The sequence below is a fragment of the Arthrobacter sp. 754 genome (genome assembly GCF_040548695.1).
Lineage (GTDB): Bacteria > Actinomycetota > Actinomycetes > Actinomycetales > Micrococcaceae > Arthrobacter.
Genome location: NZ_JBEPSC010000001.1, coordinates 40,630 through 65,830, shown reverse-complemented (window position 1 = coordinate 65,830; position 25,201 = coordinate 40,630). Strand labels below are relative to the sequence as shown.

Annotated in this window: 26 protein-coding genes; 17 read left to right on the top strand and 9 right to left on the bottom strand. The window is 64.8% G+C overall.

Translation table 11 applies throughout. The features are described 5' to 3' along the window. Positions 1-32: 32 nt before the first annotated feature. The gene (locus ABIA70_RS00315; RefSeq protein WP_354145647.1) at positions 33-422 is read right to left on the bottom strand and encodes a DUF2177 family protein; all 390 of its coding nucleotides are present in this window, start codon (positions 420-422) and stop codon (positions 33-35) included. Between the two features lie 16 nt (positions 423-438). Here ABIA70_RS00315 and ABIA70_RS00310 point away from each other — a divergent pair, with 16 nt between their 5' ends. Continuing rightward, positions 439-1,206, top strand: a complete 768-nt coding sequence (locus tag ABIA70_RS00310) for a lipoate--protein ligase family protein (protein WP_354146555.1) — start codon at positions 439-441, stop codon at positions 1,204-1,206. A 50-nt stretch (positions 1,207-1,256) separates the two neighbouring features. Here the strand turns inward: ABIA70_RS00310 and ABIA70_RS00305 are convergent, their stop codons facing one another. From ABIA70_RS00305 to ABIA70_RS00295, 3 genes are all read right to left on the bottom strand, one after another. Further along, entirely contained in the window at positions 1,257-1,898 is a 642-nt protein-coding gene (locus ABIA70_RS00305) for an MBL fold metallo-hydrolase (protein ID WP_354145646.1), read from the bottom strand. Further along, entirely contained in the window at positions 1,895-2,980 is a 1,086-nt protein-coding gene (locus ABIA70_RS00300; RefSeq protein WP_354145645.1) for an S-(hydroxymethyl)mycothiol dehydrogenase, read from the bottom strand. Before ABIA70_RS00300 ends, ABIA70_RS00305 begins: the two co-directional genes overlap by 4 nt. Positions 2,981-3,064: 84 nt before the next feature. Next, positions 3,065-3,322: a mycoredoxin gene (locus ABIA70_RS00295; protein WP_354145644.1), complete on the bottom strand. Its 258-nt coding sequence runs from the start codon at positions 3,320-3,322 to the stop codon at positions 3,065-3,067. Between the two features lie 118 nt (positions 3,323-3,440). Between ABIA70_RS00295 and ABIA70_RS00290 the strand changes: the two genes are divergently transcribed. Next, positions 3,441-4,190: an SOS response-associated peptidase gene (locus ABIA70_RS00290; protein WP_354145643.1), complete on the top strand. Its 750-nt coding sequence runs from the start codon at positions 3,441-3,443 to the stop codon at positions 4,188-4,190. Between the two features lie 12 nt (positions 4,191-4,202). Here ABIA70_RS00290 and ABIA70_RS00285 read toward each other — a convergent pair whose 3' ends face one another. Beyond that, the gene (locus ABIA70_RS00285; protein ID WP_354145642.1) at positions 4,203-4,625 is read right to left on the bottom strand and encodes a VOC family protein; all 423 of its coding nucleotides are present in this window, start codon (positions 4,623-4,625) and stop codon (positions 4,203-4,205) included. Between the two features lie 19 nt (positions 4,626-4,644). Here ABIA70_RS00285 and ABIA70_RS00280 point away from each other — a divergent pair, with 19 nt between their 5' ends. After that, positions 4,645-4,965 carry a chorismate mutase gene (locus ABIA70_RS00280; protein ID WP_354145641.1) on the top strand — a complete coding sequence of 107 codons (321 nt, stop codon included), beginning with the start codon at positions 4,645-4,647 and terminating at the stop codon, positions 4,963-4,965. Positions 4,966-4,976: 11 nt separating this feature from the next. Here the strand turns inward: ABIA70_RS00280 and ABIA70_RS00275 are convergent, their stop codons facing one another. Next, positions 4,977-5,366 carry a hypothetical protein gene (locus ABIA70_RS00275; RefSeq protein ID WP_354145640.1) on the bottom strand — a complete coding sequence of 130 codons (390 nt, stop codon included), beginning with the start codon at positions 5,364-5,366 and terminating at the stop codon, positions 4,977-4,979. A 141-nt stretch (positions 5,367-5,507) separates the two neighbouring features. Between ABIA70_RS00275 and ABIA70_RS00270 the strand changes: the two genes are divergently transcribed. The 6 genes from ABIA70_RS00270 to pdxS all read left to right on the top strand — a co-directional run bounded on the left by ABIA70_RS00270 (position 5,508) and on the right by pdxS (position 13,729). After that, entirely contained in the window at positions 5,508-5,828 is a 321-nt protein-coding gene (locus ABIA70_RS00270) for a DUF6504 family protein (RefSeq protein WP_354145639.1), read from the top strand. Beyond that, positions 5,825-9,313 (top strand): DNA polymerase III subunit alpha, encoded by a 3,489-nt coding sequence (locus ABIA70_RS00265; RefSeq protein ID WP_354145638.1) that lies wholly within the window; start codon positions 5,825-5,827, stop codon positions 9,311-9,313. Before ABIA70_RS00270 ends, ABIA70_RS00265 begins: the two co-directional genes overlap by 4 nt. Positions 9,314-9,428: 115 nt before the next feature. Then, complete coding sequence (gene thrS, locus ABIA70_RS00260) at positions 9,429-11,438, top strand: threonine--tRNA ligase (RefSeq protein WP_354145637.1); 2,010 nt, start codon at positions 9,429-9,431, stop codon at positions 11,436-11,438. Positions 11,439-11,457: 19 nt separating this feature from the next. Next, on the top strand, positions 11,458-12,045 hold the full coding sequence (locus tag ABIA70_RS00255) for an HIT family protein (RefSeq protein ID WP_354145636.1): 588 nt from the start codon (positions 11,458-11,460) through the stop codon (positions 12,043-12,045). Then, positions 12,035-12,655 carry a phosphatidylinositol phosphate synthase gene (pgsA, locus tag ABIA70_RS00250; RefSeq protein ID WP_354145635.1) on the top strand — a complete coding sequence of 207 codons (621 nt, stop codon included), beginning with the start codon at positions 12,035-12,037 and terminating at the stop codon, positions 12,653-12,655. Before ABIA70_RS00255 ends, pgsA begins: the two co-directional genes overlap by 11 nt. A gap of 147 nt (positions 12,656-12,802) precedes the next feature. Beyond that, a complete protein-coding gene (gene pdxS, locus ABIA70_RS00245) occupies positions 12,803-13,729 on the top strand; it encodes a pyridoxal 5'-phosphate synthase lyase subunit PdxS (RefSeq protein ID WP_354145634.1) in 927 nt (308 codons plus the stop codon). Positions 13,730-13,793: 64 nt separating this feature from the next. Here pdxS and ABIA70_RS00240 read toward each other — a convergent pair whose 3' ends face one another. Continuing rightward, positions 13,794-15,806: a M3 family metallopeptidase gene (locus ABIA70_RS00240; RefSeq protein ID WP_354145633.1), complete on the bottom strand. Its 2,013-nt coding sequence runs from the start codon at positions 15,804-15,806 to the stop codon at positions 13,794-13,796. An 84-nt stretch (positions 15,807-15,890) separates the two neighbouring features. Between ABIA70_RS00240 and ABIA70_RS00235 the strand changes: the two genes are divergently transcribed. Together ABIA70_RS00235 and ABIA70_RS00230 are read left to right on the top strand one after the other, a co-directional pair. Continuing rightward, entirely contained in the window at positions 15,891-17,171 is a 1,281-nt protein-coding gene (locus ABIA70_RS00235; protein ID WP_354145632.1) for a CapA family protein, read from the top strand. A 3-nt stretch (positions 17,172-17,174) separates the two neighbouring features. Beyond that, entirely contained in the window at positions 17,175-18,545 is a 1,371-nt protein-coding gene (locus tag ABIA70_RS00230) for a ferredoxin reductase family protein (RefSeq protein ID WP_354145631.1), read from the top strand. A 14-nt stretch (positions 18,546-18,559) separates the two neighbouring features. On the opposite strand, the gene ABIA70_RS00225 is transcribed toward ABIA70_RS00230, so the two are convergent. Continuing rightward, a complete protein-coding gene (locus tag ABIA70_RS00225) occupies positions 18,560-19,321 on the bottom strand; it encodes a type 1 glutamine amidotransferase (RefSeq protein ID WP_354145630.1) in 762 nt (253 codons plus the stop codon). Further along, on the bottom strand, positions 19,318-20,610 hold the full coding sequence (locus ABIA70_RS00220; protein ID WP_354145629.1) for a Mur ligase family protein: 1,293 nt from the start codon (positions 20,608-20,610) through the stop codon (positions 19,318-19,320). Before ABIA70_RS00220 ends, ABIA70_RS00225 begins: the two co-directional genes overlap by 4 nt. Before the next feature lie 91 nt (positions 20,611-20,701). Between ABIA70_RS00220 and pdxT the strand changes: the two genes are divergently transcribed. From pdxT to yajC, 6 genes are all read left to right on the top strand, one after another. Continuing rightward, a complete protein-coding gene (gene pdxT / locus ABIA70_RS00215) occupies positions 20,702-21,412 on the top strand; it encodes a pyridoxal 5'-phosphate synthase glutaminase subunit PdxT (protein ID WP_354145628.1) in 711 nt (236 codons plus the stop codon). Between the two features lie 3 nt (positions 21,413-21,415). Continuing rightward, entirely contained in the window at positions 21,416-22,174 is a 759-nt protein-coding gene (locus tag ABIA70_RS00210; protein ID WP_354145627.1) for a YebC/PmpR family DNA-binding transcriptional regulator, read from the top strand. Positions 22,175-22,209: 35 nt separating this feature from the next. Continuing rightward, a complete protein-coding gene (gene ruvC, locus ABIA70_RS00205; RefSeq protein WP_354145626.1) occupies positions 22,210-22,788 on the top strand; it encodes a crossover junction endodeoxyribonuclease RuvC in 579 nt (192 codons plus the stop codon). A 100-nt stretch (positions 22,789-22,888) separates the two neighbouring features. After that, a complete protein-coding gene (ruvA, locus tag ABIA70_RS00200; protein WP_354145625.1) occupies positions 22,889-23,533 on the top strand; it encodes a Holliday junction branch migration protein RuvA in 645 nt (214 codons plus the stop codon). After that, positions 23,526-24,614: a Holliday junction branch migration DNA helicase RuvB gene (ruvB, locus tag ABIA70_RS00195; RefSeq protein WP_354145624.1), complete on the top strand. Its 1,089-nt coding sequence runs from the start codon at positions 23,526-23,528 to the stop codon at positions 24,612-24,614. The genes ruvA and ruvB overlap by 8 nt, the downstream gene beginning before the upstream one ends. Before the next feature lie 183 nt (positions 24,615-24,797). Next, positions 24,798-25,193 (top strand): preprotein translocase subunit YajC, encoded by a 396-nt coding sequence (gene yajC / locus ABIA70_RS00190; protein WP_354145623.1) that lies wholly within the window; start codon positions 24,798-24,800, stop codon positions 25,191-25,193. Positions 25,194-25,201: the final 8 nt, after the last annotated feature.

The following is a 25,201-nucleotide window of genomic DNA, read 5'->3' as shown; positions in this document are numbered from 1 at the left end:
GGCGGCCGCGGCGGGCCAACCGCAGCTGTATGTCAGGTGCTGCGGAAGACCAGCCAGCCGGCGAGGGTGGACAGTCCGGTCAGGGCCGCGCCCCACAGCATGTCCACAACGATGAGCTGCAGCGGCCAGGTCTTGAGGGTGGCGGCGTTCGTCAGGTCATAGGTCGCGTAGGCGAAGGCGCCCAGCGCCGCCCCATAGCCGACGGCGGTCAGCCAGCTGCCGCCGTCGAGCGCCGGCCGCAGGGCAAAGAAGACAATCCCCGCTATGTAAATGACATAGAAGGCCACGGCGTACCCTAAATGGGGCTTGTCTGCCAGCAGGTCACCGATGTGGCTCCGGTAGAACGGGTTCATGAGCTTGAGCCAGACGGCGTCAATGGCCGCGAATGCAACGGCAACAACGAGGAATTGCAATATGACCATGAGGGAGCTTAGCAAGATGCAGGAGGGCCAGTCGGGACCCCGGACGCTCACCGTGGTGCGGCAGGACAGTTCCCTGGGCGCGGCACGGGACCTGGAATTCGGGCTTGAGCTGCTGACCCGGGCCAGGACCGGCAGCATCGGACCCACACTGAGGCTGTACCGTCCGGTTCCCACCGTCGCCTTTGGCCAGCGGGACACCCGCCTCCCCGGCTTCGAGGCAGCCGCCCAGGCCTGCCGGGACCTCGGTTTTGAACCCCTGGTGCGGAAGGCCGGCGGGCGTGCCGCCGCCTACCATCAGGGCACACTGGTGGTGGATCACGTGGAGCCCGAAACTGATGCGATTGCCGGCTCCAAAAACAGGTTCAGTTTCTTCGGCGACCTGCTGGCCGATACCCTGCGGAGCGTTGGCGTGCACGCCGCGGTCGGCGAGATCCCGGGGGAGTACTGCCCTGGGGAGTTCAGCGTTCACGGCATCCGCCCGGCTGATCCGGCGGACCGGATCAAACTCGTGGGAACGGCACAGCGCGTGGTGAGCGGCGGCTGGCTTTTCAGCTCCGTCATAGTGGTTGAGAACTCTGCACCCATCCGCAGGGTCCTCACCGACAGCTACGCGGCCCTGGGGCTGGACTGGGACCCGGCCACCGCCGGTGCGGCCAACGACCTCGTGCCGGGACTGACGGTCCACGATGTCGAGGACGCCGTTATCGCCGCGTACGCGGGCCACACCTCCCTCCGGAACGCTGACTTCAGCAGCTATACCCGTCTGAACGGCGGGGAGGCGTAGCCCGCAACGTTGGCGGGCTGTTTGGCGGGCCCGCAGTCGTGGCCTGCCGGTCAGTGGCCCCGGGCGATCCATTCCTCAAGGTGCGGAGCTTCCGCGCCGATGGTGGTGGTGTCGCCGTGGCCGGTGCGGACCACGGTCTGGGCCGGAAGGGGCAACAGCCAGGTCCGGATTGACTCGATGATGGTCGGGAAGTCGCTGTAGGACCGGCCCGTGGCTCCGGGGCCGCCCTGGAACAGGGTGTCGCCGCTGAAGACGGTGCTTTCGCCGTCCGGGCCTTCCGCGAGGTGGAAGCACACCGAACCCGGCGAGTGCCCGGGAGTGTGCAGGGCTGTCAGCTTTGCGCCGGCCACCTCGAACACGTCGCCGTGGCTGATACCGGCGTCGGGGTCCACCTCCGGATACACGCTGCGCCAGAGCATCCAGTCCGCCCGGTGGAGGTGGACCGGGGCGTTGACGAGGTTCCGGAAGTCACCCACCGACCGGATGTGGTCGTCGTGGCCGTGGGTCAGCAGGATCGCCTTGAGCTTCCGGCCGCCCACCGCGGCGGCAACGGCCTTCGCGTCGTGTGCCGGATCGATGACCACGCATTCCTCGTCGTTGCCTACGATCCAGACGTTGTTGTCAACGTCCCACGTGCCGCCGTCGAGCGAGAATGTTCCGGAGGTCACCAGACGGTCGATCCGGAGGCTCACAGTTCCACCACCGACCGCAGGACCGAACCGGAGTGCATCTTGTCGAAAGCCTCTTCCACCTGGTCGATGGTGATCCGTTCGGTGACGAAGGCATCGAGATCCAGCTTGCCCTGTTTGTAGAGGCTGATGAGCATGGGGAAGTCCCTGGACGGCAGGCAGTCGCCGTACCAGGAGGACTTCAGGGATCCGCCGCGGCCGAACACGTCCAGCAGTGGCAGTTCCAGCGTCATCTCCGGGGTGGGGACGCCCACCAGCACAACGGTGCCGGCGAGGTCGCGGGCGTAGAACGCCTGCTTGTACGTTTCGGGGCGTCCGACGGCGTCGATCACCACATCAGCGCCGAAGCCGCCGGTGAGTTCGCGGATCTTCTCCACCGGATCGGCTTCGGAGGAGTCAACCGTGTGGGTGGCGCCGAGCTCCTTGGCGCGCTCCAGCTTTTTCGCGTCGATGTCCACCGCGATGATGGTGGTTGCGCCCGCAAGCGCGGCACCGGCGATGGCAGCCACGCCCACGCCGCCGCAGCCGATCACAGCCACCGAGTCACCACGTTTGACCCCGCCCGTGTTGATGGCGGCGCCAATGCCCGCCATCACGCCGCAGCCGAGCAGCCCGATCGCGGCAGCATCGGCGTCGGGATCTACCTTGGTGCACTGGCCGGCGGCAACGAGCGTCTTCTCGGTGAAGGCCCCGATGCCCAGTGCCGCGGACAGCTCGGTGCCGTCCTCAAGTGTCATTTTCTGGGTGGCGTTATGCGTGTTGAAGCAGTACTGGGCCTGGCCGCGCCTGCATGCACGGCAGTTGCCGCAGACGGCCCGCCAGTTCAGCACCACGCGGTCACCCGGAACCACGTTCGTGACGTCGGGGCCCACCGCGTTGACCACCCCGGTAGCCTCATGGCCGAGCAGGAACGGGAAGTCATCACTGATGCCGCCGAGCTTGTAGTGCAGGTCTGTGTGGCAGACGCCGCTGGTCAGGATGTCCACCAGCACCTCGCCCGGTCCCGGATCCGGAACAAGGATGGTCTCCAGAGTGACCGGGGCGCCCTTGGAACGGGCTACGACACCTTTGACTTTATGGACCACGGAAGGCTCCCTTAATGCAGATAGACAGAACGGGACCAACACGGATGTTGGTCCCGTTCTGTCTACCACATGTGCCGGCGGGGGCTAGGCCGCGAGACGGCTCTTGACCTCCGCCAAGGAGGGATTCGTGGCGGAGGTGCCGTCCGGGAAGAGCACGGTAGGCACGGTCTGGTTGCCGCCGTTAAGCTGCTCCACAAGCTCGGCCGTGCCGTCGACTTCCTCGATGTTGATTTCCGTGTAGCCGATGCCCTGCGCGTCAAGCTGCTTCTTCAACCGGTTGCAGTAGCCGCACCAGGTGGTGGAAAACATGGTGATGGTGCCGTCTTCGGGGGTAAAGTCCACGGAGCTCTCCTGAAATCGTTGGGGGTTTCGTTCCCGTCAACGGTAACCCGCACCGGGGTATTCCCCGATGCGGGTGGGGCCGGATGACAGTGCACTGCAGGGATGGCATGCTGAAGCCATGTGTGGACGCTATGTGATGGCACGTGCCGTGGGGGACCTGCTGGCGGAATTCGACGCGGAGCTGGAGGAGAACGTCGAGCTGCCGCCGTCCTGGAATGTGGCGCCAACCGATGATGTTCCCATTGTGCTGGAGCGCCTGAAGGACGACTCGACGGTGCGGCAGCTGCATGTGGCCCGCTGGGGACTGGTGCCGTCCTGGGCCAAGGATCCCGGCATCGGCTCCAAAATGATCAACGCCCGGAGCGAAACGGTGCTGGAAAAGCCCGCGTTCCGCAAGGCCGTCCAGTCCCGCCGCTGCGCCGTTCCCGCGGACGGATATTACGAGTGGAAGCAGGGCACGGGCAAAGCCAAGCAGCCCTACTACGTCCACCCGGGCGAGGGGAACGGCCTGGTGTTCGCCGGCCTGTACGAATGGTGGAAGGACCCGTCCAAATCAGAGGACGATCCCGGACGGTGGCTGCTCTCCACCTCCATCCTGACGGCAGACACCCCGCCGCCGGGCGCGGAGTCGACTGTCTTCGGCAGGCTTACTGCCCTGCATGACCGTGTGCCGCTGCCCATGGACCGGGCCACGATGGAGTCCTGGATCGACCCGCAGATAGACGATGCCGCATTCCTCGTGGACCTGGTCCGTGCCCATGTGAAGGACGTGGCTGCGGACTGGCACGTTGATTCGGTAGGCCGGGAGGTGGGAAACGTGCGCAACAATTCCCCCGAACTCATCCGGCCGGTGGAGGCACTCTTCTAAGGCGGGATGCCGCTAAACGGTGACTCCGCCGCCGTCGTCCACTGCCCAAGTGGGGTTGTAGGCAACTTCCCAGCGGAAGCCGTCCGGATCCGCGAAATAGCCGCTGTACCCTCCCCACGGCTGCGTGACGGGCTCGGCAATGATGGCGGCGCCGGCAGCCGCCGCGTCGGCCAGGACCTGGTCCACTTCCTCATGGCTGGCCAGATTGTGGCTGAGGGTGATGCACGGGACAGCGCCGGGGGCGTCCACCCCTGCCTCGGCCTGCATCTGCCTGGCATCCCACAGGGAAAGCATCAGGCCGTGGTTGACCTGGATAAACACCACATCGCCCGGAATTTCGCGGTGGATGGGCCAGCCGAGGCCCTCCGCATAGAACCGGCGGGAGGCCTCAACGCTGCGAACACCTAGTGAGATGAAGTCGACTCTGGGCTGCATGCTTCGATACTGTCAGATCATGGCGACAATACAAGGAAACGAACGGGACGCTTTGGCCGACAAGGAACAGCTCGCTGCCGTGCGCATTGCGGTGGACGAGGTGGACGACCAGATCGTCACCCTGATCGCGCGGCGTGAACGGCTGATCCGGATCGCCGGAACCCTGAAAGGCGACGACGCCGAAGTCAGGGCTCCCGGCAGGGTGGAACGGGTGATCGAGCATGTACGGAACGCTGCCGAAAAGAAGGACATCGACCCGGACATCGTGGAATCAACCTACCGGGCCATGATTTCAGGCTTCATCGAACTCGAAATGAAGGTACACAAAGAGACCAGCTAAAGCCGGTCTCTTTACAGTGCTTCCTCGACCGGGAAGCCCCCCTGGAAATCGCGGCCGTCGGCCTCGCTGAACGCTGTCATGAAGTGCCCTTTGCCCAGGCCCTGAATGGCTGCCATGGGAAAGTTTCCCGTGATGGTGTTGCCCGAGTGGGACACTCCGGAAAGGTCGTAATTTTCCTCGGTGGTCTGGTCATGGCAGAACGAGTAGAAGGCGATTGCCTCCCCGTTCAGGAATTCAATACCCAGCCGTCTTTGTGATGAATGGTCAGGGCTCGACGCCACCAGTCCCACAACGTACGCACCCGCGCCCGGTATGTTGCCGTCGATATCAAAGTTGGCCACGAGCGTGTTGTCCTGGGCTTTGATGCTTACGTGCTTGAGGAGTGCGTCATGGGAGCTCATGGCACAATCCTGCCCTCCTGCTGGCCGTCCGTCCACCCCCGTCTAGGTTTTGTCAGGGCACCGGCGTAGACTGGATTTGTTCGAACACATATTCGAACGAATTGTTGTGAACGTCTGTATCAGCCGCTCCGGGAGGCACCCATGGGTATGTTCAGCGAGTCCGTGGAGGTCCGTTGCACTCCAGCCGGCCAGCCGTTGGATCTCCAGTGGGCCGGTCGGCACTACACGGTATGCGCCGAACCTTCACGGTGGTATGAACGCCGTCAATGGTGGGCTGAGGAAAGCCGCGCACCCCTCGGCAGCGGGCCCGGGCTGGTGGATCACGAGATCTGGCGCGTCCAGGTGCAGGACGTCCGGCGGGATGCCGCAGAACCGCTCACCCTGGACCTCACCAGGCACATCAGCAGCGGCCGCTGGAGGCTGCTGCGGATCCACGACGCACTCCGGCCCAAAACGGCATGACCTTCACGCACCTCCACGTTTCCACCGCCTTCAGCGCGCACTACGGCGTTTCCTGGCCTGATGAGCTGGCCCAGGCCGCAGCCGCTGACGGCGCAACTGCGCTTGCCTGCACTGACAGGGACGGCCTTTACGGCACCGTAAAACACCTCAAAGCCTGTATGGCTGCCGGCATAGATCCTGTGGTGGGAGTTGACCTTGCGGTCTTCGACGACGACGGCGACCACCGCACCCAGCTCGCCGGCAGGGTGGTGGTGCTCGCCCGTGGCCACAACAACGGGGCAGGCTACCGCGCCCTGTGCCGGTTGGTCTCTGATGCCCATGCCCGCACATCCGGCAAATCCGGGGGAGCGGTGCCGGTGGCTGTCACCCGCGCCGAACTCGCCTCACGCACGCTTGACCCAAAAACCCTGAAGCCTGTGCTGACCGTCCTGATCGGACCGGATTCCGACGTCGGCCGGGCCATGGGCGGCAGGCGGTACCTATTGCCGCGCACACTTTTCAAGCTCTGGGTCGAGACCATGCCTGCCGGAACGCTGGTTGCCGAGGTGGTCTCCCAGCTCAGTGCCCCCGGAGCGCCCTTGAGTACCTCCCATGCGGTGCGCATGCTGAAGCTCGCGGAAGAACACCGGGTCCCGGCCGTGCTGACCAATGCAGTCCGCTACTGCGCCGAGGACGGCGCTGCCACAGCTGACGTACTCGACTCCGCCCGGACGCTGAAGTCCCTGCCGGAACTAGCGGCCGAACCGCTGCTCCAGCCCAACGGCCAGGGCTGGCTGAAATCAGCAGGGCAGATGCTTCAGCTGGGCAAGGAAATCATCAATGCTGCAGGTTACGGAACGGCGGACCTCAAACAGCTGATGGCACAGACTGAGGCGCTCGCCGATTTCTGCCGGATTGATCCGGTGACGGACATGGGGTGGAAACAGCCTGTGGTCCCTGAAGCCTCAGTGATTGGAATCAGCCAGGACCCGCACCGGGAACTGGTGCAGCGCTGCGAAGCTGGAATCGGCCGCCGGTTCCCCGGGATTACAGGCTCTGCAAATAAGGAGATGCGTCACCGGCTTGATCACGAGCTTGGCATCATCCGGAATCTTGGGTTCTCCTCCTACTTCCTCACCGTTGCGGAAGTTTCCCGGATGATCCAGGACATGGGAGTCAGGGCGGCCGCGCGTGGTTCCGGAGCCTCAAGTCTGGTCAATTACCTGATCGAGGTAAGCCACGTTAACCCGCTTCAGCATGACCTCATCTTTGAGCGGTTCCTTTCCCGGGACCGCGCCACCCTGCCGGACATTGACATCGACGTCGAAAGCGCTGAGCGGCACAACGTCTACCGGAGGATCTTTGACCGGTTCGGCGCCGAGCGGGTAACCCTGATGAGCATGCAGAACGGATACCGCGCCCGTGGTGCGGTCCGTGATGCCGGAATGGCGTTGGGCATGGACGAAGGCGATGTCGGGGAAATCGCCAAGCAACTGTGGAGATTTTCGGCCCGGAAATTCCGTGAAGCCCTGGTGGAGAAGCCTGAGCTCAGGGAATTTGCCGGCCGGGTGGAGCAGCGGGACTATGCCGAAAACCAGCAGCTTGATCTGCTGGTGGACCTGACGGAACGGCTGGACCGGCTGCCCCGCCATATTTCCATGCACCCCTGCGGAGTGATCCTGGGCGACGCCACACTCCTGGACCGGACCCCCGTCCAGCCCAGCGGTTTGGGCCTGCCCATGAGCCAGTTCGACAAACACGACATGGATCCCATGGGCATGCTCAAGCTCGATGTCCTGGGGGTCAGGATGCAAAGTGCCATGGCCTTTGCCGTCCGGGAAGTGATCCGGATCCATCCATCCAAAGCTGAAGTTGTTGCCGCGGGCAGCCATCCCCTGGGTTCCGACGGGACAGGGCCGGATTACATCGCCGCGAATGGCATGATCAATCTCAACGCGGTGCCGCTGGACGATGAACCAACCTACGAACTGATCCGCAGCACCCACACCCTTGGCTGTTTCCAGATCGAGTCACCCGGACAGCGTGAGCTGATCGGCAAGATGGCCCCGCGTGAGTTCAATGACCTCATCATCGACATTTCGCTGTTCCGGCCCGGTCCGATGAAGTCCGACATGGTCCGGCCTTTCCTGGAGCACCGGCACGGGTTCGCTCCGGAGGTCTATCCGCACCCTGACCTGAAACCGGTGCTTCAGGAAACCCATGGAGTCACTGTCTTCCATGAACAGATCCTCAAGACATTCGATGTCATGACCGGTTGCGGGCTGGCGCGGGCGGATGAGTTCCGCCGGGCGCTGGGCAATGAAGTCCTCGAGCTGAAAGTGGAAGATTTTTTCCGCAGGGAAGCCAGGGCAAAGGGCTATACCCCCGAAGTGGTGGATAAGGTCTGGGGCACCCTTAAAGCGTTTGGCAGCTTTGGCTTCTGCAAAGCCCACGGAGCCGCATTTGCCGTGCCCACCTACCAGTCGGCCTGGCTGAAAACCCACCACCCTGAGGCTTTCCTGGCCGGATTGTGGGAACACGATCCCGGCATGTACCCGAAACGGCTGCTGGTGGCAGAAGCCCGGAGGCTGGGGATTCCCGTCCTTCCGCTGGACATCAACCGCAGCGACGCGGAGTACAGGGTTGAACGTGTCACGGCCGGGCCGGATACCGGCAAGCTGGGGATCAGGCTGAGCCTCAACGGCATCTACGGACTCTCAGGGGCCGAGCTCAAACGGATTGTCGCCGGCCAGCCCTACGACTCCCTGGCTGACCTGCGGGCCCGGTCCAGGCTAAGCAAGCCCACCATCAAAAGGCTCGCCCAGCTCGGTGCCTTTGATTCGCTGCACCGTGATTCCGGAGGTGCAGCCAACCGCGCAGACCTCGTCCAGCATCTGCAAAAACTGCAGTCCGCGGGCGGAACCCGGAAAGGCCACGATGTCATGGAAGGCCAGCTGTCTTTGCCACTGGGGGATGTGGAACTGCGGAACCTCAAGCCAGGGCTCCCGGCGCCTACCCTGGTGGACAATGTCCGGGCAGAGCTGGACCTGATGGCCATTGATGTCAGCGGGCACCTGATGGACAGCCACCGGCCAATGCTGGACCGGCTAGGGGTCACCACCGCGGACAAACTGCTAAGCCTGCGCAACGGAACTGAGGTGCTGGTGGCAGGGGTGCGGATCGCCACCCAGACCCCGCCCATGCGTGGCGGACGCCGGGTGGTTTTCATCAGTATCGATGACGGCACCGGCTGCATTGATTCGGTGTTCTTCCATGAAGCCCAGGAACAGGCGGGGCTCCTGTTGTTCGGGACCAGGCTGCTGCTGATCCGCGGCACCACCAGGAGGACAGGTCCGCGGGGAATCAGCCTGAGTGCCAACATGGCGTGGGACCTGAGCCGGGTTGAAACATTGCCGTTTCCGGCCTCACTGCCCCGGACAGCCGACGTTCCACACCCTCTGGACGGGATCAGCCGGAGCCTGGCAATTACCGGGATGGGCGGCTGAGGGCCCGCGGGTCCCGTTGGTCGGCCTCCCGGGAAACCGATAGCATTGACGATGGCTGGCTGTGGTCCCCGTATGCCACAAGCTATGAAGCCTAAACTTTGAATAGGAGACACCCGTGTCAGATGCCCAGCAGATCACCCTCATCGTCGATGGCGAAGAGACCAAGGTGACTACCGGGACAACCGGTGCGGAACTCTTCTTTGAGCGCCGCGACGTCGTTGTGGCCCGCGTCAACGGCGAGCTGAAGGACCTGGACCAGGAACTGCCCGAGGGCGCCGAAATCCAGGCCGTCACCATCGGTTCTCCCGACGGGCTCAACGTCCTGCGGCACTCCACAGCCCACGTCATGGCCCAGGCAGTGCAGCAGTTGCGGCCGGACGCCAAGCTGGGCATCGGCCCGTACATCACAGACGGCTTCTACTTCGACTTCGACGTCGCCGAGCCGTTCACCCCCGAGGACCTCAAGACCCTCGAAAAGATGATGCTCAAGATCGTCAACCAGAACCAGAAGTTCGTCCGCCGCGTCGTCAATGAGGACGAAGCCCGTGAGGCGATGAAGGACGAGCCCTACAAACTCGAACTCCTGGGCAAAAAGGACGAAGCCGCCGAAGCGGGCGAAGGGGTCAACGTCGAAGTTGGCGCCGGGGACATCACCATCTACGGCAACGTGGACCGCAAGAGCGGGGAGAGCATCTGGTGCGACCTCTGCCGTGGCCCGCACCTGCCCAACACCAAGCTGATCTCCAACGCCTTTGCGCTGACCCGCTCTTCCTCGGCCTACTGGCTGGGGAACCAGAAGAACCAGCAGCTGCAGCGGATCTACGGTACGGCGTGGCCCACCAAGGACGAACTGAAGGCCTACCAGGAACGGATCGCCGAAGCTGAACGCCGCGACCACCGCAAGCTTGGCGTGGAGCTGGACCTGTTCTCGTTCCCGGACGAGCTTGGCTCAGGCCTGCCCGTTTTCCACCCCAAGGGGGGCATCATCCGCAAGGAGATGGAGGACTACTCCCGGCAGCGCCACGTCGACGCAGGCTACGAGTTCGTCTACACCCCGCACATCACCAAGGGCCACCTGTACGAAGTCTCGGGCCACCTTGACTGGTACAAAGAGGGCATGTTCCCGGCCATGCACGTGGACGCTGAACTCAATGAGAACGGCACCGTGCGCAAGCCCGGCCAGGATTACTACCTGAAGCCGATGAACTGCCCCATGCACAACCTGATCTTCCGTGCGCGCGGCCGCTCCTACCGCGAACTGCCCCTGCGCCTCTTCGAATTCGGTGCGGTCTACCGCTACGAGAAGTCCGGCGTAGTACATGGCCTCACCCGGGTCCGGGGCATGACCCAGGACGACGCCCACATCTACTGCACGCGCGATCAGATGAAGGACGAACTCACCAAGACCCTGAACTTCGTCCTGGACCTGCTCAAGGACTACGGCCTGAACGACTTCTACCTGGAGCTTTCCACCAAGGACCCGGAGAAGTACGTCGGCGAAGACGCCGCCTGGGAAGAAGCCACCAGGACCCTCGCTGAAGTGGCCGAGGAATCCGGCCTGGAACTGGTTGCGGATCCGGGCGGAGCCGCGTTCTACGGCCCCAAGATTTCCGTGCAGGCAAAGGACGCCCTGGGCCGGACCTGGCAGATGTCCACCATCCAGCTGGACTTCAACCTCCCGGAGCGCTTCGAACTGGAATTCCAGGCGGCTGACGGCACCCGCCAGCGTCCGGTGATGATCCACCGCGCACTCTTCGGTTCCATCGAGCGCTTCATGGGAGTCCTCACCGAGCACTACGCCGGGGCATTCCCCGCATGGCTTTCACCGGTCCAGGTGGTGGGCATCCCGGTGGCCGAGACCTTCAACGAGTACATGTTCGACGTCGTTGACCAGCTCAAGGCGGCGGGGATCCGTGCCGAGGTCGATACGTCCTCGGACAGGTTCCCCAAGAAGATCCGCACCGCCAGCAAGGACAAGGTCCCCTTTGTCCTGATCGCGGGAGGCGACGACGCCGAGGCCGGAGCGGTGTCGTTCCGCTTCCGTGACGGCAGCCAGGACAACGGCGTACCGGTGGCCGAGGCAGTCAAGCGGATCACAGAAGCCGTCCGTAACCGGACCAGCTAGCGGAAACGGACAGACCACTGTGCAAGAGAACACAGGCGCTGGATATCCAGGCGATGCCGGCGTGACCGATGACTTTGATCTCGCGGGCGTGCCGGACGCTTTCCAGCGCCTGTGGACTCCCCACCGGATGGCCTACATCAAGGGCGGCCAGCACCAGTTCAAGAATGAGGATGACTGCCCGTTCTGTGTAGGACCCGGGCGGAGCGACGAGGAAGCCCTCATCGTCCACCGGGGGAAGACCTGCTACGTGGTTCTCAACCTCTTTCCGTACAACCCGGGCCATCTCCTGGTCTGTCCGTACCGGCACGTCCCTGATTACACGGACCTGACACTCGAGGAAACTGCAGAGTTCGCCGAGATCACCCAGACGGCCATGAAGGTCCTGCGCAAGGTGGCGAACCCGGGCGGCTTCAACCTCGGCATGAACCAGGGCGTGGTGGGCGGGGCGGGGATCGCAGCGCACCTGCACCAGCACATAGTTCCGCGCTGGGGCGGCGACGGCAACTTCTTTCCCATCATTGCCCAGACCAAGGCCATCACGCAGACCCTTGACGAGGTCCGCCAGCAGGTCGCCGAGGCCTGGCCCGGGGAGACGGATGCTGAATAAGCACGCGCGCGGGTTCTTCACCGCGCTGTTCACCCCGCTTGCCCGTTGGCTTCTGAAAATCGGTGTTTCGCCCGACGCCGTCACGGTCATTGGAACCGTCGGCGTAGTAGCCGGCGCCCTGGTCTTCTACCCCCTCGGCCAGCTCTGGTGGGGGACGCTGTTCATCACCGCGTTCATCTTCTCCGACGTCCTGGACGGAATCATGGCCAGGATGCGGGACACCGAAGGGCGGTGGGGCAACTTCCTGGACTCCACCCTGGACAGGATCGCGGACGGTGCACTTTTCGCCGGCGTCGCCATCTGGTTCTTTACCGGGGGCGCAGACTACGCCATCGCCGTCGCCGCGGTGCTCTGCCTGGTGCTGGGCATGGTGGTCTCCTATGCGCGGGCCAAAGCCGAGTCCCTCGGATTCACAGCCAACGTGGGCATCGCCGAACGCGCGGAACGGCTCGTTTCGGTGCTGGTGGTCACCGGATTCACCGGCCTCGGACTGCCCCCGGTTGTGCTGCTGGTGACGCTCGGGCTGCTGGCCATGGCCAGCCTCGTCACGGTCATCCAGCGCATCGCCTCCGTCCGGCGCCAGGCCCTGACCGGGACCACCGCGGGCTGAGTAACGCTGATTAAGTCCGCCGGGCGCGGTGGGACTACTATTAGGACTGCCCGGTCATTGGATCCGGCAATCCGTGTGTGTAAATTTCGGCACCTCCGTGCCACCTCACGCCCGGCGAAGGTCATCTATCTACCCATAGGGGTTTTTGTGTCTACACCTGATGTAAGCAGCGAAGCCGGTTCGTCCGCGAACAGCGTCACGGGCAGCAACCGCGTCAAGCGCGGTATGGCTGAGATGCTCAAGGGCGGCGTCATCATGGACGTCGTCAACGTCGAACAGGCCCGCATCGCCGAAGATGCCGGTGCCGTGGCAGTCATGGCGCTGGAACGCGTTCCGGCCGATATCCGCGCCCAGGGCGGCGTGTCCCGCATGTCCGACCCGGACATGATCGACAAGATCATCGACGCCGTGTCCGTGCCCGTCATGGCCAAGGCCAGGATCGGCCACTTCGTCGAGGCGCAGATCCTGCAGTCCCTCGGCGTGGACTACATTGACGAGTCCGAGGTCCTGACCCCGGCCGACTACACCAACCACATCGACAAGTGGAAGTTCACGGTTCCCTTCGTCTGTGGCGCCACCAACCTCGGTGAGGCACTGCGCCGCATCAACGAGGGCGCGGCGATGATCCGTTCCAAGGGCGAGGCCGGCACCGGGGACGTCTCCAACGCCACCACCCACATGCGCCAGATCCGCGCCGAGATCCTCAAGCTCGCGTCCTTGCCCGAGGACGAGCTGTACGTCGCGGCCAAGGAACTGCAGGCCCCGTACGAGCTCGTCAAGGAAATCGCCTCCACCGGCAAGCTCCCCGTGGTGCTGTTCACCGCCGGCGGTATCGCCACCCCGGCTGACGCTGCGATGATGATGCAGCTCGGCGCCGACGGCGTGTTCGTCGGCTCCGGCATCTTCAAGTCCGGCAACCCGGCCCAGCGTGCCGCTGCCGTCGTGAAGGCCACCACGTTCTTCGATGACCCCGATGTCATCGCCAAGGCCTCCCGCGGCCTGGGCGAAGCCATGGTGGGCATCAACGTCGACGAGATCCCGCAGCCTCACCGCCTCGCCGAGCGCGGCTGGTAACAGCGGCAAAAGCAGTACGACGCCGGCCCGTAACCTCTCCAGGTGGCGGGCCGGCGTCGTTCGTTTACTCGAGGCCGCGGCGCTTCAGCAGCGGCTCCAACCGGGCGTCGCGTCCCCGGAGGGTCCGGAAGGACTCCAGCGGATCCCGGCTGTTCCCGCGGGCCAGGAGTTCCCGGCGGAACCGTTCACCGTTGGTCCGGGTCATCCCGCCCTGCTCGGTGAACCAGTCCACTGTCTCGGCGTCCAGCACTTCACTCCAGATGTAGGAGTAGTAGCCGGCTGCGTAACCGTCGCCCGCGAAAATGTGCTGGAAATAGCCAGTGCGGTACCGCGGCGGGATGAGTGCGTGCGCCACTCCGGCGGCCGCCAGCGCCTTTTCCTCGAAGGCGACGGCGTCGTCCGGGACCGCGTTGACGTCCAGTGTGTGCCACGCCAGGTCCAGCAGCGCTGCCCCGAGGTACTCGGCGGTCCCGAAACCTTCCCCCCATAGCCGCGCCTCATTCAGCTTGTCCACCACCTCCTGCGGCAGCGGTTCACCGGTGACGTGGTGCCGGGCATAGTTGGTCAGCACCTCAGGCCAAAGAATCCACATCTCGTTGACCTGTGAGGGATACTCCACGAAGTCCCGCGGGACCGCGGTGCCGGAGAAACGGGGGTACGTCACGTTGGAGAACAGGCCGTGGAGTGCATGCCCGAATTCGTGGAAGGTGGTCCGCAGTTCGTCCAGCGTCAATAGCGTGGGCTCACCTGCGGGAGGCTTTGAAATATTGAGGTTATTGATCACCACCGGCCGCGTGCCGAGCAGGTCGGACTGTTCAACCAGCGAGTTCATCCAGGCGCCGCCCCGCTTGGACCCGCGCTTGTAGTAGTCGCCGAGGAACAGCCCCAGTCCACTCCCGTCCTGGTCCCGGACCTCCCAGAGACGGACGTCGGGATGGTATCCGGCGAGGTCCGGGCGTTCGTGGAAGGTAATGCCGTAGAGGGACGTGGCGGCGAAGAAGACGCCGTCCCGCAGGACGCGGTCAAGCTCGAAATACGGCCGGAGCGCCTGCTCGTCCACCGCATATCTTTCCCGCCGGACTTTGGCAGAGTAGTAGGCCCAGTCCCAAGCCTCCAGCGGATGCCCGGCCGTTGCGGCCAAAGCAGCAGCCTCGGCGTCGGCATTGCGGACCGCAGCGGGGGCCAGCCTGTTCAGCATGGACTGTACAGCGTCGAAATCGGGCGCGGTTTGCCGGTCCACCACCAGTTCGGCATAGTTTGCGAACCCCAGCAGCGCAGCTTTTTCGGCCCGGAGGCGGGCCATCGACCTGGCATGCTCCAGGACATCGAGGCTGCCGCCGTCGCTGCCACGGCTGACTGAGGCCTGAAACAGCCGACGGCGGATGTCGCGGTTCTCGAGTGCGGCCAGGGCGGGCTGGTTGCTGGGTTGGATCAGCGTCAGGAGGAATTTGCCGTCGTGGCCGGCGGCTCGGGCGGCCTCGGCGGCGCTGGCGACGTCATCTGCAGGCAGACCCGCCAGGTCCTCTGCAGTGTCCAGCAGAAGGGCCGCCGATTTCATGCCCTCCTTGACCCGCTGGCCGAACTCCGTGCCGAGCCTGGACAGTTCAGCGTTGATCTCCTTCAGATGTTCCTGTCCTGCCTCATCGAGCTGGATGCCCGACTGGCGGAATTCCTTGAGGTATTCCTCCACCAGCCGGACTGATTCAGGGTCAAGGCCGGTAGTGTCTATCGACGCAAACCTGTCGAAGAGGGCGCGGTTGAGGAAGATCCGGTCCTGATGGGCGGACAGCCGCGGCGAGAGTTCGGTTTCCAGGTCATTGATCTCGTCCGATGCATCGGCGGAGACAAGAGTGTAGAAGGCGGCTGAAGCCCGCTGCAGCAGCTGGCCGGCCCTTTCCATGGCCACTGCCGTGTTCTCGAAGGTCGCCGGGTCCGGGCTGTCTGTGATCGCCTGGATTTCAGCCAGGTGCCCGGACAGGCCTGCGTCCACGGCTTCGGCGTAATCCGAGGGGCTGAGCTGGGCAAACGGTGGCAGGTGGTAGGGCAGGGGGCTGGCGCTTAGGAGCGGATTCGTCATCACGCAAACCTTTCATACCGGCGCAGGCTTCTCAATGCATGAATGTCCGCCCCATGTGGGGCGGCCGAACCTAGAATGGCGCTTATGGCGAACATACATGGCAGTGCTGCCGTTCGGCTGGGGGCGGTGCTATCGGCACTGTTCCTGGCGGCGACGCTCGCTGGCTGCGGTCTCATGGCCGAGCAGCAGGGGAGTGCCACCTCCGGCGCTGCCGCCAAGGAGTCGGCCGCGGGACGGCCGGGCGCCACGCCAACCCCCACGCCCCCCGCCTCAGCGCTCAGCCCGACGCCCACGCCCACCCCGACGCCGGGCGCCGGGCCTGCCTGCCCCACCCTGCGCTGCACGTCGGTCCTGCTCACCGGTGACATGCTGGTCCACGCCCAGCTCTGGCAGCAGGCCCGTGATGACGCCGCCGCGGCAGGGAAGACCGGGCTGGATTTCGGGCCGCTGCTCGAAGGGCAGCGCCGGTACATCCAGCGCAGCGATCTCGCCATCTGCCATCAGGAAACTCCGGTCGCGGGGCCCGAGGGGCCGTTCGCCGCCTACCCGTCGTTCAACGTTCCCCCGCAGATCATCACGGCGTCCAAGGCCGTCGGGTACCAGGCGTGCACCACCGCGAGCAACCACACGATCGACCGCAACACTGACGGGCTGCTGCGCACCCTGGATGCCCTGGACGCTGCGGGGCTGAAGCACACCGGTTCCTACCGTACCCAGACCGAGTCCCAGGGCATCCTGATTCTTCCGACCAAGGCCGCGAAGATCGCCGTGATCGAAGGGACTTACGGCCTCAACGGCCAGTACCCCGAATACGACTGGCAGGTGGACATGCTGGACGCGCCGACCATGATCGCCAAGGCCGTCAAAGCCCGGGCGCTCGGCGCGGACATCGTCCTGGGCGCTATGCACGCGGGGGACGAGTACGCGGGCGAACCCAACGCCCAGCAGCAGGAGGTAGCGCACGCCCTGGTGGACAGCGGGCAGTTCACCATGATCTACGGCCACCACACGCACTCCGTACTACCCATCGAAAATTACAAGGGCACCTGGATCGTGTATGGCCTGGGCAATGGCGTCACCGAACTGTCCCCGTGGTACGTGGTGAACAACGAAGGACTGCTGGTGCGCGCACAGTTCAGCCAGGACGCAGCAGGCAAGTGGTCGGCGTCGGACCTTGCGTGGGCACCCTCGGTAATTGTCCGCGATCCCTACCGCTGGTGCTCCGTAGCGTCGGACGCACCCCAAGGTGTCTGCGCCACCCCCGAGGCGGACGCCGCCACGCGCCTGAGGACGTCCACGGTGGTGGCGTCCATGGGCGCCCCCGCTGCAGGAGCCCATGAACTGCTGATCACGAAGGAGCCCTGAGCCGTGTCCGGCACACATTCGGCGACCCGCCGGAGGCGTTCCGCAATCCTCGGCGTGCCCGTCCGGCTGACCGGGCCGCTGGCCATCGGATTCCTCGTTGTCGCCTACCTGTCGCTGTGGCTCGTGGCACGCCCTGAAGGCGAACCCTTTATGCGCCACCTCGGTCAGCTGTTCGGCGGGGAATCGGTCCTGCTGATGTCCATCGCGCTTGTTCTGATCAGCACCCTTCCGCACGTCGAGCTCGGCTTTGGCGGGATAGATTACGCGGCCATCTGGCACCGCCGCCTCGCCATCGCAGGGACGGTGCTTTTGCTGCCCCATGTGGAACTGGCGTCCAACCCGCAGGCCACTGCCCTCGGCAAGGCCCTGGCAGTGCCCGGAGCTGTGGGGCTGGCAGCCTTGATCGCCTGGGCCATCCTGCCGCGCTGGCGCACCATGCTGCCGCATGCTGTCCACGGCGTGGTACTCCGGGCCCGCGAAACGTGGCCGGTGAAGCTGGTCACGCGTTTCCTGGGCGGCTATGAACGGTGGCGCGGCTTCCACCGTTTGACGGGCCTGTTCGTCGCGGCAGGCTTCTTCCACGGGCTCCTGGACGCCACGGCTTTTGAATCGACGCCGGTGTTGCGCTGGAGCTACGTGGTGATAGGCGGCGTCGGACTGGGGTTCTATGCCTACCGTGAACTGGTGGCGCGCCATTTCCTCCCGCATCACGACTACCAGGTGGACGAAGTACGCACGGTGGCGCCCGGACTCGTCGATGTGCACCTCAAACCCCTGGGGAGGCCCCTTAAGTTCAAACCAGGCCAGTTCGCCATGATCTACCTGGAGACGCAGGATGGCTGGCAGCGGCATCCGTTCTCGATTTCCGGGGCGCCTGCGGACCAAGGCATCCGTATCACGGTCAAGGCGCTGGGAGACCATACAACGAAACTTCCGGAGGTGGTCCAGGCGGGAATGCCCGCCGTGGTCAGCGGGCCTTACGGCAGGTTTGACCGCCTCACAGGGACCGCGCGACAGATCTGGATCGCCGGTGGTGTCGGCATCACGCCGTTCCTGAGCTGGCTTCGGTCCCTCGACGGAGAGCTGAACGAGGACGTCGACCTCTTTGTCACTTCTTCCGGGCGTTCACCGTTTGCCGACGAGGTCCAGGCCATTGCCAAAGCCCACCCGCGCCTTACGGTCCATCTGATAGACACCACAACGGACGGCCGCCTGACCCCGCAGCACGTGCTGGCGGCCGTTAAGGCAGATCCGGGCGGGCTGTCGGTCTTCATGGGCGGTCCCGACCCCATGCTCAAAGAGTTCCGGCGGGCATTCCGCGCCGCCGGCGTCCGCCCTGCCAACATCCACCGGGAATACTTCCACTGGCGCTGACCCAGGGACGGACCTCAGCGTGGACGGCGGGCGGCGTGTTCGCGGGCCAGGGCGGCGTAGTGGTCGTCCGGGGCGCCCGGGTCAAAGGTTCCGAACTTCCGTTCCGCGGCAGTCCGGATCAGGAAGTCCGCGATAGCCGGGTTCTTGGGGAGCAATGACCCGTGCAGGTAACTGGCCACCACATTCTTGTAGCGCGCCCCCTCATTGCCGTCCTTGCTGTTGTTGCCTGTTCCCTTGGCCACCGTTCCCAGCGGGCGCACGCCGCTTCCCAGGGTCGTCTGCCCGCTGTGGTTCTCATACCCGAGCACCTCGCCGAACTCCGGCGTCGAAACTTTGACGTTGCCGATCAGGCGTTCGTCAGTGCCGTGGGTCTCGACGTCGAGGATGCCGATGCCCGGAATGACGGTCCCGAGACGGGTCTTGAAGAAGCGTCCGAACAGCTGGTAGAGGCCGCAGATGACCAGCATCGGAGCACCATCCTCAGCCAGTTCCGTGAGGGTGCCGGCGCGGCGCTGAAGATCCTCCTGGATGATCAGCTGGCCGCTGTCCTGGCCGCCGCCGCCGACGATGATGTCAACGTCCGCCGGGAAGTCGTCGCCCGGGTTGTACTCCAGGAGTTCGGGCGTGTAGCCGTGCCACTGGACCCGCCGCTTCAGCACCAGCGCGTTGCCCCAGTCGCCGTAGATGTTCATGTCACGGGGGTAGAGCTGCAGGATCCGGATGATGCCCTTGCCTGCGGATTTGTCCACCGGAGCGGCCTGTGGTTCCTGGGTCATGAGACCACCTCGACTGTGGTGATTTTGGACAGCTCCCGGCGGATGGCCAGCATGGCTGTGTACGTGCAGAAGACCCGCTTCGGTTTCCCTTTGGCTTCGCGGATAAAAGCGGCCAGGGCAGGCGCGATGTCCGGTTCGACGGCGCCGATGGCCACGTTGTCGTACTGCAGTCGGAGCGCCATGTCGTAAGCGCGGGACCCTGTCAGCTGGTCCACACCGCCCTCCCGGAGGGAGTCGAATTCCACGTCCCAGAGCCAGGACATGTCGCGGCCGTCGGCGTAATTGTCGTTAATGGCGATCATGGTGGCGTAGCCGCCGGCGGAAAAGGACTTGAGCCCCAGCCTGAAGCCGCTGGGATTCTTGACCAGCACGAGATCCAGTGGCTGGCCGTCCACGGTCAGGCTTTCGCCGCGGCCGAACGCGGGTTCAACCTGCGACAGCGCGGTGAGCAGGGTGCTGTGGTTGGCAGTCACGGCACCTGAGCCGCAGATGCTGCGGGCGAGGGAAAGCGCGGCGGCGGCGTTGAAAATGTTGTAGACACCGCGCAGTTTCATCCCGGTGGTGACCGTGACGCCGTCGTACTCAAAATCAGCGGTGTCCGGTCCCACTTTGCGGAGGACGACGTCGGCGGAGGGCTTCTCCGGGAGGGCTGCGGGAAGGGGGCTTCCGGGCGCTGCCCGCATGTCGTCGTCGTTGGGGAACGTGCTCAACAGGGAATCGTCCAGGCCGAAGTACCGGACTTCCTGCCCGGTCAGTGTCTCGGCAATGCGGGCAACCCGCGGATCTTCCCGGTTGAGGACCACGGTCCCGGTGGTTTTGGCCGCGATGTGCTGCAGGAGCTGGGCGGTCTTGTCGATCTCGCCGAAACGGTCGAGCTGATCCCGCAGGACGTTGAGCAGGAGGCAGTACCGGGGCGGGACGCGGTTCACGAAGTGCACGGCATGTGCCTCATCGAGCTCCAGGACGGCAACGTCTGCCTGCAGGCGGCCGCGCCAGTCCACCTCGCCCAGCAGCGCCGCGGCCACACCGCGGGTGAAATTGCTGCCCGTGCGGTTGGTGAAGACCTTCAGGCCCTGGCTCTCCAGGAGCTCCACCACCATCTTGGTGGTGGTGGTTTTTCCATTGGTTCCGCTGACCACGGCAACACCATGGGGGAGGGTGGAGAGTGTCCGCTGCATGAAGCCGGGATCGATTTTTTCGACCACCAGACCGGGCAGGGCGGACCCGCCACCCCTAAGCCGGGACACCCGGCGGACCAGCTTGCCGAGCGGAACACTGATGTAAAGCATGCTCTGTAATATATCCCAGCAACGGCATGGACCCCTGACGGGGATGGCCCTCCGCACCTGGCCGGGGCGGTCCGGCCATTATGCTGAATGGATGACAAACCCCCTCTCCGCCGCTTCCGCACGCGTGGGCGCAGGCCTGCGGATCGGCGTCCTGGCCCTCCAGGGCGACTTCCGCGAGCACCTCCGGGCTGTTGAAGCAGCCGGTGCCGCCGGCGTCGGAATCCGCAGGCCCGAGGAGCTGGAAGGCCTCGACGGCCTGATCATTCCGGGCGGCGAATCCACTGCCATCGACAAGCTGGCCCGCGCCTTCGACCTTGCCGGCCCGTTAACGGAGACCATCCGCGGCGGCCTCCCCACCTATGGTTCCTGCGCCGGCATGATCCTCCTCGCTGACCAAATCGCCGACCCGGCAACGGACCTTTCCGGAAAACCCCAGCAGACCTTCGGCGGCCTGGACATCACCGTGCGGCGCAACGCGTTCGGGCGCCAGCGGGAATCATTCGAAACAGATCTCGACTTCAAAGGCCTCGATTTCAGCGCCACCGCCTCCGGCGTCGCCCCCGTTCATGCCGTGTTTATCCGCGGCCCGTGGGTGGAACGGGTTGGCCCAGGCGTCGAGATCCTGGCCCAGGTTGAACCGGCGGATCCCGTCCACGCGTCCCACGCGGCAAGCCTGCCGGGGACGGCTAGAATTGTTGCAGTGCGTTCGGGCCACCTGTTGGCCACCTCCTTCCACCCGGAAGTGACTGGGGAGAAACGCGTACATGAACTTTTTATCCGCATGATCAGAGGAGAAGCGTAAAGCATGTCAGGCCACTCCAAATGGGCAACGACCAAGCACAAGAAGGCCATCCTCGATAGCCGCCGCGCCAAGTCGTTCGCCAAGCTGATCAAGAACATCGAAGTCGCCGCACGCATGGGCGGCCCGGACCTCCAGGGCAACCCGGGGCTCGAACTCGCCGTCACCAAGGCCAAGAAGACTTCCGTCCCGGCGGACAACATCGACCGCGCCATCAAGCGCGGTGCGGGCCTGACCGGTGAAGTGGTGGATTACACCGAGATCATGTACGAATGCCGTGGCCCACAGGGTTCCGCGCTGCTGATCGAGTGCCTGACGGACAACAAGAACCGTGCGGCCTCCGAAGTCCGCCTCGCCATCTCCCGCAACGGCGGCACCATCGCCGACCCCGGTTCCGTCAGCTACCTGTTCAGCCGCAAGGGCGTGGTGTCCCTGCCCAAGAAGGACCTCACCGAGGACGACGTCCTGATGGCCGTCCTGGATGCCGGCGCCGAAGAGGTCAAGGACAACGGGGATACCTTCGAGATCCACTCGGAGCCCACCGACCTCCAAGCCGTCCGCGATGCCCTCAAAGAGGCCGGCATCGAGTACGACACTGACGAAGCCGAATTCGTTCCGTCGATGCAGGTGCCGCTGGACCTGGAAGCCGCCAAGAAGTTCATGAAGCTTGTTGACGCCCTGGAGGACCTCGACGACGTCCAGAACGTCTACAGCAACGCGGACCTCAGCGACGAAGTCCAGGCCGCCCTGGAAGAATCCGAATGACCTTCCGCCTTGCGGCGTAGGACGGTCGGCTTCCGGTGACGCTGCGCGTACTCGGGGTTGACCCGGGCCTCACCCGCTGCGGCATCGGAGTGGTCGACGTCGAACGGAACCGCCGGGCCACGATGGTGGCCTTCGGGGTGGTGGGCACTTCGCCGGAGGATTCCCTGGATCAGCGGCTCCTGGTGATTGCCCTGGCCATCGACGAGTGGCTGGACCGCCACGAGCCCCACGTCCTCGCCGTCGAGCGTGTCTTCTCACAACTGAATGTCAGCACGGTCATGGGGGTGGCGCAGGCGTCCGGCGTGGTGATTGCGGCGGCTGCCCGGCGCGGGATCCCGGTGGCGCTGCACACGCCGTCGGAAGTCAAGGCCGCCGTCACCGGCAGCGGCACCTCGAACAAGGACGCCGTGACCAAGCTGGTCACCAAGATCCTCCGGCTGGACGCCCCGCCCCGTCCGGCCGACGCGGCCGACGCCCTTGCCCTGGCCATCACCCACGCCTGGCGCGCGGGCAGCGGGGCGGCGGTGGCAACTACGGGTCCCGGCAGCCTCTCGCTGACGCCGGCCCAGCGGGCCTGGGCCGACGCCGAGGCCAAAGCGCGCCGCGCACGGTGAACGTCCCGCTGTGCCGCCGCAGAACTTGTTAGGGTATTCGTAGATATGTTCGGATAGCCGGTCTTGCCCACGAGCCCGGCGGTACCCCAGGAGCACGGCCTTGATCAGTTTCCTTCGCGGAACAGTAGCCCACGTTGGTCTTTCCAGTGCAGTGATCGACCTCAACGGCGCGGGCATGAGCGTCAACGCCACGCCGCAGACCCTGAGCAAGCTTCGAACGGGGGAGGAAGGCAAACTTTTCACTTCCCTGATCGTCCGCGAGGATTCCCTCACCTTGTTCGGATTTGCTTCCGACGACGAACGTGAAGTCTTCGATGTCCTGCTCAGTGTCAGCGGCGTGGGTCCCCGCCTGGCGCTTGCTGTGCTGGCGGTCCACGAGCCGGAGTCCATCCGGGTGGCCGCGCACACCGGCGACAGCAAGACCTTCACCAAGGTTCCCGGCATCGGACCCAAGGTGGGCGCCAGGATCGTGCTGGAACTTGCCGGCAAGCTGGTGCCGCACGGAACCACCGGTGCGCCGGCGGTGGCTACGCCGGCGGAGGCAGCCTGGAAACCACAGGTGGTGGCTGCCATGACCAGCCTGGGCTGGTCCGAGAAGGACGCCACGGCCAGCATCGACAAAGCCCTGGCGGATGACCCCGAGGTTTCCTTCCGCGGCAATGTCGCGGAGATCCTGCGGACCACACTCCGCTGGCTGGGCCAGGATGGCGCGCGGGCCGGAAACCGGGTAGGCAGCCGTGGCTGAGCCGTCTGTGGTAGCGGCGGTGGAGGAACCGGAAGACCGTGCCATTGAGGCCGCCCTCCGGCCCAAGAACCTGGACGACTTCGTGGGTCAGCACCGCGTCCGGAAGCAGCTCTCCCTGGTCCTTCAGGCTTCGCGCATGCGCGGCCGCAGTGCTGACCATGTGCTTTTTTCAGGCCCGCCCGGGCTAGGCAAAACCACGCTCGCCATGATTGTTGCGTCTGAAATGAACGCGCCCCTGCGGATCAGCAGCGGCCCGGCGATTCAGCACGCAGGTGACCTCGCCGCCATCCTGTCCTCGCTTTCTGAAGGCGAGGTCCTGTTCCTCGACGAAATCCACCGCATGTCGCGGCCCGCCGAGGAAATGCTGTACATGGCGATGGAAGATTTCCGCGTGGACATCGTGGTGGGCAAGGGCGCCGGTGCCACCGCCATTCCGCTGGAGCTTCCGCCTTTCACCCTGGTGGGCGCCACCACCCGGGCGGGACTGCTGCCCGGGCCGCTGCGGGACAGGTTCGGCTTTACGGGTCACCTTGAGTTCTACAGCGTGGCTGAGCTCGAACTGGTGCTCCGGCGGTCAGCCGGACTGCTGGACCTGAAGGTCAACTCTGCGGGCTTCAGCGAAATCGCCGGCCGCTCGCGCGGTACGCCCCGTATTGCCAACCGGCTCCTCCGGCGCGTCCGTGACTGGGCCCTGGTGCACGGGATCGAGCAGATTGATGCGCGCACCGCGTCCGCCGCCCTGGACATGTACGAAGTGGACAAGCGTGGCCTGGACCGTCTGGACCGCGCAGTGCTCGAGGCGCTGATCACCAAGTTCGGCGGCGGGCCCGTGGGACTCTCAACCCTCGCCATTGCAGTGGGGGAGGAGACCGAAACAGTGGAAACGGTGGCCGAACCGTTCCTGGTGCGCGAAGGCCTCCTGGGCAGGACACCCCGGGGCCGCATCGCGATGGCGCCGGCCTGGACCCATCTGGGCTATGCCGTTCCGGCCGGAGTTTTCGCCCAGGAACCGCTTGATCTGTTCGAATCCGGCGCGGAAAGTGCTGAGCCCTCCGCCGCATGGGCGCCGAACAGCCAATAAGACTGTCCTTTCAGCTTTTCCCTTTAGACTGGTATGACACCCGGCACGTTCGGGTCTTTGTTCCCGCCGGCGGCTCTGACCAGCCGATGCCTGCCAGGCACGATTTTTCTGCAACGTGGAACGAAGCGGACGCAGCCAACCCTCGATACGCCAGTACAGAACGGAATCTTTCCTGTGGATCCAATGAACATCGTCTTGTTCGCAATGCTCGGAATCTTCATCTTCATGATGTTCCGCCGGAACAAGAAGACGAAAGAACAGCAGGTACAGCTGCAGTCCCAGTTCGCTCCCGGTGTTGAGGTCATGACCACCTTCGGACTCTTCGGCCGGATCGTCTCCATGGACGAAGCCGAAAACAAGGTTGTCCTCGAGCTGTCTCCCGGCAACCTGGCTACGGTGCACCGCCAGGCAGTGACCAAGATCGTGGAGCCTGCCGTAGTGGCTGAGGATGAGCCTACGGTTGTCCCCGACGACGCTTCCTCATTGACTGCACACGACTCGGGCACTGCTGCGGCATCCGCCGAGACGCCGGACGAGACCCTCAAACGCCTTAACGACGAGGGCAAGAAGGACAGCTAGTCCGCGCC

Coding starts and splice junctions, on each gene's coding strand:
- ABIA70_RS00315 (WP_354145647.1), bottom strand. CDS start 422: ATGGTCATATTGCAATTCCTCGTTGTTGCCGTTGCATTCGCGGCCATT.
- ABIA70_RS00310 (WP_354146555.1), top strand. CDS start 439: ATGCAGGAGGGCCAGTCGGGACCCCGGACGCTCACCGTGGTGCGGCAG.
- ABIA70_RS00290 (WP_354145643.1), top strand. CDS start 3,441: ATGTGTGGACGCTATGTGATGGCACGTGCCGTGGGGGACCTGCTGGCG.
- ABIA70_RS00285 (WP_354145642.1), bottom strand. CDS start 4,625: ATGCAGCCCAGAGTCGACTTCATCTCACTAGGTGTTCGCAGCGTTGAG.
- ABIA70_RS00280 (WP_354145641.1), top strand. CDS start 4,645: ATGGCGACAATACAAGGAAACGAACGGGACGCTTTGGCCGACAAGGAA.
- ABIA70_RS00275 (WP_354145640.1), bottom strand. CDS start 5,366: ATGAGCTCCCATGACGCACTCCTCAAGCACGTAAGCATCAAAGCCCAG.
- ABIA70_RS00270 (WP_354145639.1), top strand. CDS start 5,508: ATGGGTATGTTCAGCGAGTCCGTGGAGGTCCGTTGCACTCCAGCCGGC.
- ABIA70_RS00265 (WP_354145638.1), top strand. CDS start 5,825: ATGACCTTCACGCACCTCCACGTTTCCACCGCCTTCAGCGCGCACTAC.
- pgsA (WP_354145635.1), top strand. CDS start 12,035: ATGCTGAATAAGCACGCGCGCGGGTTCTTCACCGCGCTGTTCACCCCG.
- ABIA70_RS00240 (WP_354145633.1), bottom strand. CDS start 15,806: ATGACGAATCCGCTCCTAAGCGCCAGCCCCCTGCCCTACCACCTGCCA.
- ABIA70_RS00235 (WP_354145632.1), top strand. CDS start 15,891: ATGGCGAACATACATGGCAGTGCTGCCGTTCGGCTGGGGGCGGTGCTA.
- ABIA70_RS00225 (WP_354145630.1), bottom strand. CDS start 19,321: ATGACCCAGGAACCACAGGCCGCTCCGGTGGACAAATCCGCAGGCAAG.
- ABIA70_RS00220 (WP_354145629.1), bottom strand. CDS start 20,610: ATGCTTTACATCAGTGTTCCGCTCGGCAAGCTGGTCCGCCGGGTGTCC.
- pdxT (WP_354145628.1), top strand. CDS start 20,702: ATGACAAACCCCCTCTCCGCCGCTTCCGCACGCGTGGGCGCAGGCCTG.
- ABIA70_RS00210 (WP_354145627.1), top strand. CDS start 21,416: ATGTCAGGCCACTCCAAATGGGCAACGACCAAGCACAAGAAGGCCATC.
- yajC (WP_354145623.1), top strand. CDS start 24,798: ATGAACATCGTCTTGTTCGCAATGCTCGGAATCTTCATCTTCATGATG.